Source organism: Maribacter thermophilus, assembly GCF_001020565.1.
Classification (GTDB): Bacteria; Bacteroidota; Bacteroidia; order Flavobacteriales; family Flavobacteriaceae; genus Maribacter; species Maribacter thermophilus.
In genome coordinates this window covers 1-6,961 of sequence record NZ_LDAS01000001.1, presented here as the reverse complement: position 1 = coordinate 6,961, position 6,961 = coordinate 1, and the positions used below count along the sequence as shown (strand labels likewise).

The window sequence follows — 6,961 nt, the reverse complement described above, 5'->3', positions numbered from 1 at the left end:
GATACCGATGTGGCTGCGGCGATTGCCGCTTCCGAAGCCTTGGACAATGACACTGACGCTTCAAACGAAATAGAACTGCCCGACGACTCCGCAGCAACCCCTGGAGACGTTCTCGCAACTGATGCCGCCGGAACCTATTCTTGGATAACGCCTTCACTGACGGACACCAACGATTTTATCAACGCAGGCGCACTGAACACAGAAAGCCTGGAACTCACCGGCACAGGTGGTGCAGGCGCAACGGTAGACCTTTCCCCTTTCGCCCTCGATACCGATGTGGCTGCGGCGATTGCCGCTTCTGAAGCCTTGGACAATGACACTGACGCTTCAAACGAAATAGAACTGCCCGACGACTCCGCAGCAGCCCCTGGAGACGTTCTCGCAACTGATGCCGCCGGAACCTATTCTTGGATAACGCCTTCACTGACGGACACCAACGATTTTATCAACGCAGGCGCACTGAACACAGAAAGCCTGGAACTCACCGGTACAGGTGGTGCAGGCGCAACGGTAGACCTTTCCCCTTTCGCCCTCGATACCGATGTGGCTGCGGCGATTGCCGCTTCCGAAGCCTTGGACAATGACACTGACGCTTCAAACGAAATAGAACTGCCCGACGACTCCGCAGCAACCCCTGGAGACGTTCTCGCAACTGATGCCGCCGGAACCTATTCTTGGATAACGCCTTCACTGACGGACACCAACGATTTTATCAACGCAGGCGCACTGAACACAGAAAGCCTGGAACTCACCGGCACAGGTGGTGCAGGCGCAACGGTAGACCTTTCCCCTTTCGCCCTCGATACCGATGTGGCTGCGGCGATTGCCGCTTCCGAAGCCTTGGACGGGGACAAGGACGACACCAACGAAATCCAAGTGCTTTCAATTATAGGCAACGACATACAACTATCTAAAGGTGGTGGATCAGTGACTTTAACGGGTACAGGAAGTTTAACTTCATCTTCTTTAGATATAACCGGAGGGGCAAATACATTATTTGGAAATGTAATCATAGAAATTCCTTCAAATAGTATAACCCAAGGTGAAATAGGACCTAATGCTATTGGTGCTAATGAAATTCAATCTAATGCAGTATCTTCTGACGAAATAGAAGATGGCACTGTACTTAATGATGATATTGGCCCTGGAATTGATGGGGCTAAAATAATTCCAGATTTTGGAGCACAAAACGTTGTTACCACAGGTGACGTAAGTGCAAATAGTTTCATTTCAGCAACTGCTACCTATCCTGATTACGTTTTCCAACAATACTTTTTAGGAAATTCTTCGCTAAATAAAGATTACAAATTTTCAACATTGAAAAGTGTAGAAAGCTTTATAAAGAAAAACCACCATCTACCCGGGATAAAATCTGCTGAAGAAATTGCTGAAAACAACGGGAAATGGAATCTTACTGAAGGAGCTCTAACCAACCTAGAAAAAATTGAGGAGCTTTTTCTACACACCATAGAGCAAGAAAAGAAAATAGAAAGCCTAAAAGCCGAAAACGAAACCCTTTCACAAGAAATGGAGGCCTTAAAACAACAGGTAGCGGCCATTAAAAAAATGTTGGAAGACAAGACACAAGAATAGACCATGGGAAAATGCTGCTACATATTGCTGTTCTTTTCGTTGGGTTTTGCCCAGGCGCAGACCGCCCTGTACAACGAGGGCAATATTCGTATTCACGAAGAAGGCAAAATAGGTTTCCACACCGACCTTATTAACGATGCCCCTTTTGATCAAAATAGGGGAATTACAGGGTTTTATGGCACCTCTAACCTTTCGGTTTCCGGCACCGTGGTACCCGAATTCTACGACGTGGAGGTATTTACCAGAAATGGACTGGAACTACAATTAGGGTTAGACAATACCAATAATACCAATTTTGTGGTGGGCGATATTAGAACACCCAGAAACGACGCTTCGGTCTACTATAACTTCTTACAAAACGGTTTTTACACCGGCGAGGGCGATTTTTTAAAAATAGACGGGTATGCGGCCATTACCAATAAGGCTCAATTTATATTTCCCGTAGGGGATTCAGAACAGTTACGGCCCTTGGTGCTCAATTCGCAAGATGTAAACCTTTTTGCCAAGTGTGCCTATTTTTATGAGAGTCCCGCTGCACAGTCCAGCCTTCCCGGAAATTTCGATACTTTTCAACTAGACAGGGATCTAGAGTATGTTTCTAACAAAGAATTCTGGCATTTAGAGGGGAATATACCCAGCACCATTAATTTAAGCTGGAACTCTCGAAGCGATCTATCGGTTCTAACCGATGACATTACGACCATCGTTCCCGTAGGTTGGAGCAAGGTTTCCCAAAAGTGGGTGAATCTAAAATCGACCGGAACCCTTGGTACCCTTGAAGAGGGTTTTGTAGTCTCCGAAACCTTTGTTCCCAACGATTACGAGGTTATTACCATCGGCATTTCTAAAATACCGTACGAACCTTTGTCAAAAGAAATACTAAGTCTCGAAAATTACTTTGTATCACCCAATGGCGATGGTATCAACGACAGTTTTTACATTCCCGAACTAGTAGAGGAATCCCCGAACAATATTGTTCGCATTTTTGACCGTTACGGACTAAAAGTTTTTGAAAAAAACAATTATATCGACGAGTTCAACGGCTTTTCCAACATCGACAATTTTGTAATTTCCAGAGAAGAAGGCCTTCCCGTGGGGGTTTATTTTTATACGATCTACATGGCGGACCTTGATTTAAACTACCAAGGGTTTCTTTACTTGGCCAGGTAGGCCATTGCATTGTTCCACAGACTTTTACACCCTTTTTATTTCAGCCGATAATTCGGTTTTTGAACGATAGATTTTCAATGGGTTACATATTCCAATGCCCTACCCCTGTTGTTCTCCTACAATATTCCCCTTATTTGACCACAATTTTAACCCACTACACAACAAAATTAAATCTACGCCAATATTACAAGGTAATTTTACCTAGATATAAAGTGACCCCTAAGCTCTGTTGACATGTATGTAAAAAGAATTTTACCGTTCATATTTCTCTTCGCTGCCCAATTTGCGTTTTCCCAAGTAAAAATTGGTCAAAATCCAAACAGTATAAATTCTGCTTCGATTGTCGAGCTCGAAAGTACTGATAAAGCCTTGGTGCTTACAAGGCTAACTACCGCACAAATGCAAGCGATCGTTCCGTTGAACGGTGCCGTTGTTTACAATACCGATACACAATGTGTTCATTATTACGATGGCACGGGATGGATCAATCTATGTGATGGCAACAGCACAAGTTCTTTCTCTTTTGCCGACAATGGCGACGGAACCATTACTCTTTCTGATGGAAACGGTAATACCGTAACTTTTGATGGTGCTGCGCAAACCATTACCACACTTACAGATAATGGCGACGGCACTTATACCTACACCAACGAAAATGGGGTAGAAACTGTAATTTCTATTGCTAATTCCGATAACCAAACTCTTGAAACCGACAATACACCCGGTAATATTGGTATTGCCAATGGTAATACATTGACTATTAATGTGGATGATGGCGATGCAGACGACCAAAACGAAATTCAAAGTCTAGATTTCACAGGTAATGTAATATCATTATCGAACGACCCAAATGCTACTACGATTGACCTATCTGGATATGATACGGACGCTACAGACGACTTTGACGGTGAGTGGACAAGCCTCAACAACATTCCTGTGGACATTGCCGATGGTGATGACGATACACAACTGACCGATGCGCAAGTGGCAGCAGCTGTCAATACAGAGTTCCCAAACTTGGATACGGATTCCACCGACGACTTTGACGGTGAGTGGACAAGCCTTGCCAACAGACCTGCTGGATTGGACGATGGCGACGACGATACACAACTGACCGAAGCAGAAGTGGCAACGGCGGTAAACAATCAGTTCCCGAACCTGGATACCGATGCTACCGATGATTTCGATGGGGAATGGACCAGCTTGAACAACATTCCCGCGGACATTGCCGATGGTGACGACGATACACAACTGACCGAAGCAGAAGTGGCAACGGCGGTAAACAATCAGTTCCCGAACCTGGATACCGATGCTACCGATGATTTCGATGGGGAATGGACCAGCTTGAACAACATTCCTGCGGACATTGCCGATGGCGATGACGATACACAGTTGACCGATGCGCAAGTGGCAGCGGCCGTAAATACCGAGTTCCCAAACTTGGACACCGATGCTACCGACGACTTTGACGGTGAGTGGACCAGCCTGAACAACATTCCTGCCGATATCGCAGACGGCGATGACGATACACAACTGACCGATGCGCAAGTGGCAGCGGCCGTAAATACCGAGTTCCCAAACTTGGATACGGACAGTACCGACGACTTTGACGGTGAGTGGACAAGCCTTGCCAACATTCCAGCGGACATTGCCGATGGTGACGACGATACACAATTGACCGAAACAGAAGTAGCAACGGCGGTGAACAACCAGTTCCCGAATCTGGATACGGACGCTACAGATGATTTCGATGGGGAATGGACCAGTTTGAACAACATTCCTGCCGATATCGCCGATGGCGATGACGATACACAATTGACCGAAGCAGAAGTAGCAACGGCGGTGAACAATCAGTTCCCGAACCTGGATACGGACAGTACCGATGACTTTGACGGGGAATGGACCAGCCTGAACAACATTCCTGCCGATATCGCCGATGGCGATGACGATACACAATTGACCGATGCAGAAGTGGCAACGGCGGTGAACAACCAGTTCCCTAACTTGGACACCGATGCTACCGACGACTTTGACGGTGAGTGGACAAGCCTGAACAACATTCCCGCCGATATCGCCGATGGCGATGACGATACACAATTAACCGATGAACAAGTGGCAGCGGCTGTAAATGCCGAGTTCCCGAACCTGGATACGGACGTTACGGATGACTTTAGCGGAAGTTTCAATGACTTGAGTGATGTACCTGCAAATCTTGATACCGATTCCACCGACGACTTTGACGGGGAGTGGACAAGCCTGAACAACATACCTGCAGACATTGCAGACGGCGATGACGACACACAGTTGACCGATGCACAGGTTGCAACTGCCGTGAACAATGAATTCCCGAACCTGGATACCGATGCTACCGACGACTTTGACGGTGAGTGGACAAGCCTTGCCAACAGACCTGCTGGATTGGACGATGGCGATGACGATACACAATTGACCGATGCACAAGTAGCAACCGCCGTGAACAATGAATTCCCTAATCTGGATACGGACTCCACAGACGACTTTGACGGTGAGTGGACGAGCCTCAACAACATTCCTGCCGATATCGCAGACGGCGATGACGACACACAATTGACCGAAGCGGAAGTAGCAACGGCGGTGAACAACCAGTTCCCGAACCTGGATACGGACAGTACCGACGACTTTGACGGTGAGTGGACCAGCTTGAACAACATTCCCGCGGACATTGCCGATGGCGACGACAATACAACCTATACCGCTGGTACGGGTCTCAATCTTGTCGGTACCGAGTTTTCCGTGAACGATTCAGAAGTGAGTCCCGAATGGGGAAATGTCACAGGGGTTCCAGCCAATCTGGATACGGACAGTACCGACGACTTTGATGGTGAATGGACCAGCCTGAACAACATTCCCGCCGATATCGCCGATGGCGATGACGATACACAATTGACCGATGCACAAGTAGCAACCGCCGTGAACAATGAATTCCCTAATCTGGATACGGACTCCACAGACGACTTTGACGGTGAGTGGACGAGCCTCAACAACATTCCTGCCGATATCGCAGACGGGGATGACGACACACAATTGACCGCAGCAGAAGTGGCGACCGCAGTGAACAATCAGTTCCGAAACTTGGATACGGATGTTACCGATGATTTCGAAGGGGAATGGACAAGCCTGAACAACATTCCCGCGGACATTGCCGATGGAGACGACGATACACAACTGACCGAAGCAGAAGTGGCAACGGCGGTAAACAATCAGTTCCCGAACCTGGATACCGATGCTACCGATGATTTCGATGGGGAATGGACCAGCTTGAACAACATTCCTGCCGATATCGCAGACGGGGATGACGACACACAACTGACCGATGCGCAAGTGGCAGCGGCCGTAAATACCGAGTTCCCAAACTTGGATACGGACAGTACCGACGACTTTGACGGTGAGTGGACAAGCCTGAACAACATTCCTGCGGACATTGCCGATGGCGATGACGATACAACCTATACCGCTGGTACGGGTCTTAATCTTGTCGGTACCGAGTTTTCCGTGAACGATTCAGAAGTGAGTCCCGAATGGGGAAATATCACAGGGGTTCCAGCCAACCTGGATACGGACAGTACCGATGACTTTGACGGTAAGTGGACAAGCCTCAACAACATTCCTGCGGACATTGCCGATGGTGACGACGATACACAACTGACCGAAGCGGAAGTCGCAACGGCGGTGAACAACCAGTTCCCGAACCTGGATACGGACAGTACCGACGACTTTGACGGTGAGTGGACCAGCCTGAACAACATTCCTGCGGACATTGCCGATGGTGATGACGATACACAATTGACCGATGCACAAGTAGCAACCGCCGTGAACAACGAATTCCCTAATCTGGATACGGATGTTACCGATGATTTCGATGGGGAATGGACCAGCCTGAACAACATTCCTGCGGACATTGCCGATGGCGATGACGATACAACCTATACCGCTGGTACGGGTCTTAATCTTGTCGGTACCGAGTTTTCCGTGAACGATTCAGAAGTGAGTCCCGAATGGGGAAATATCACAGGGGTTCCAGCCAATCTGGATACGGACAGTACCGACGACTTTGACGGTGAGTGGACGAGCCTCAACAACATTCCTGCCGATATCGCAGACGGGGATGACGACACACAATTGACCGAAGCAGAAGTGGCGACCGCAGTGAACAATCAGT

At 48.0% G+C, this 6,961-nt stretch carries 1 protein-coding gene and 2 pseudogenes; all 3 read left to right on the top strand.

Annotated features, from left to right (window positions below):
* Positions 1 to 1,593: pseudogene (locus AB657_RS17555) on the top strand (hypothetical protein); the annotation flags it as partial.
* Positions 1,594 to 1,596: 3 nt separating this feature from the next.
* On the top strand, positions 1,597 to 2,763 hold the full coding sequence (locus tag AB657_RS00010) for a gliding motility-associated C-terminal domain-containing protein (RefSeq protein ID WP_047244631.1): 1,167 nt from the start codon (positions 1,597 to 1,599) through the stop codon (positions 2,761 to 2,763).
* 234 nt (positions 2,764 to 2,997) lie between these two features.
* Positions 2,998 to 6,961: pseudogene (locus AB657_RS00005) on the top strand (hypothetical protein); the annotation flags it as partial.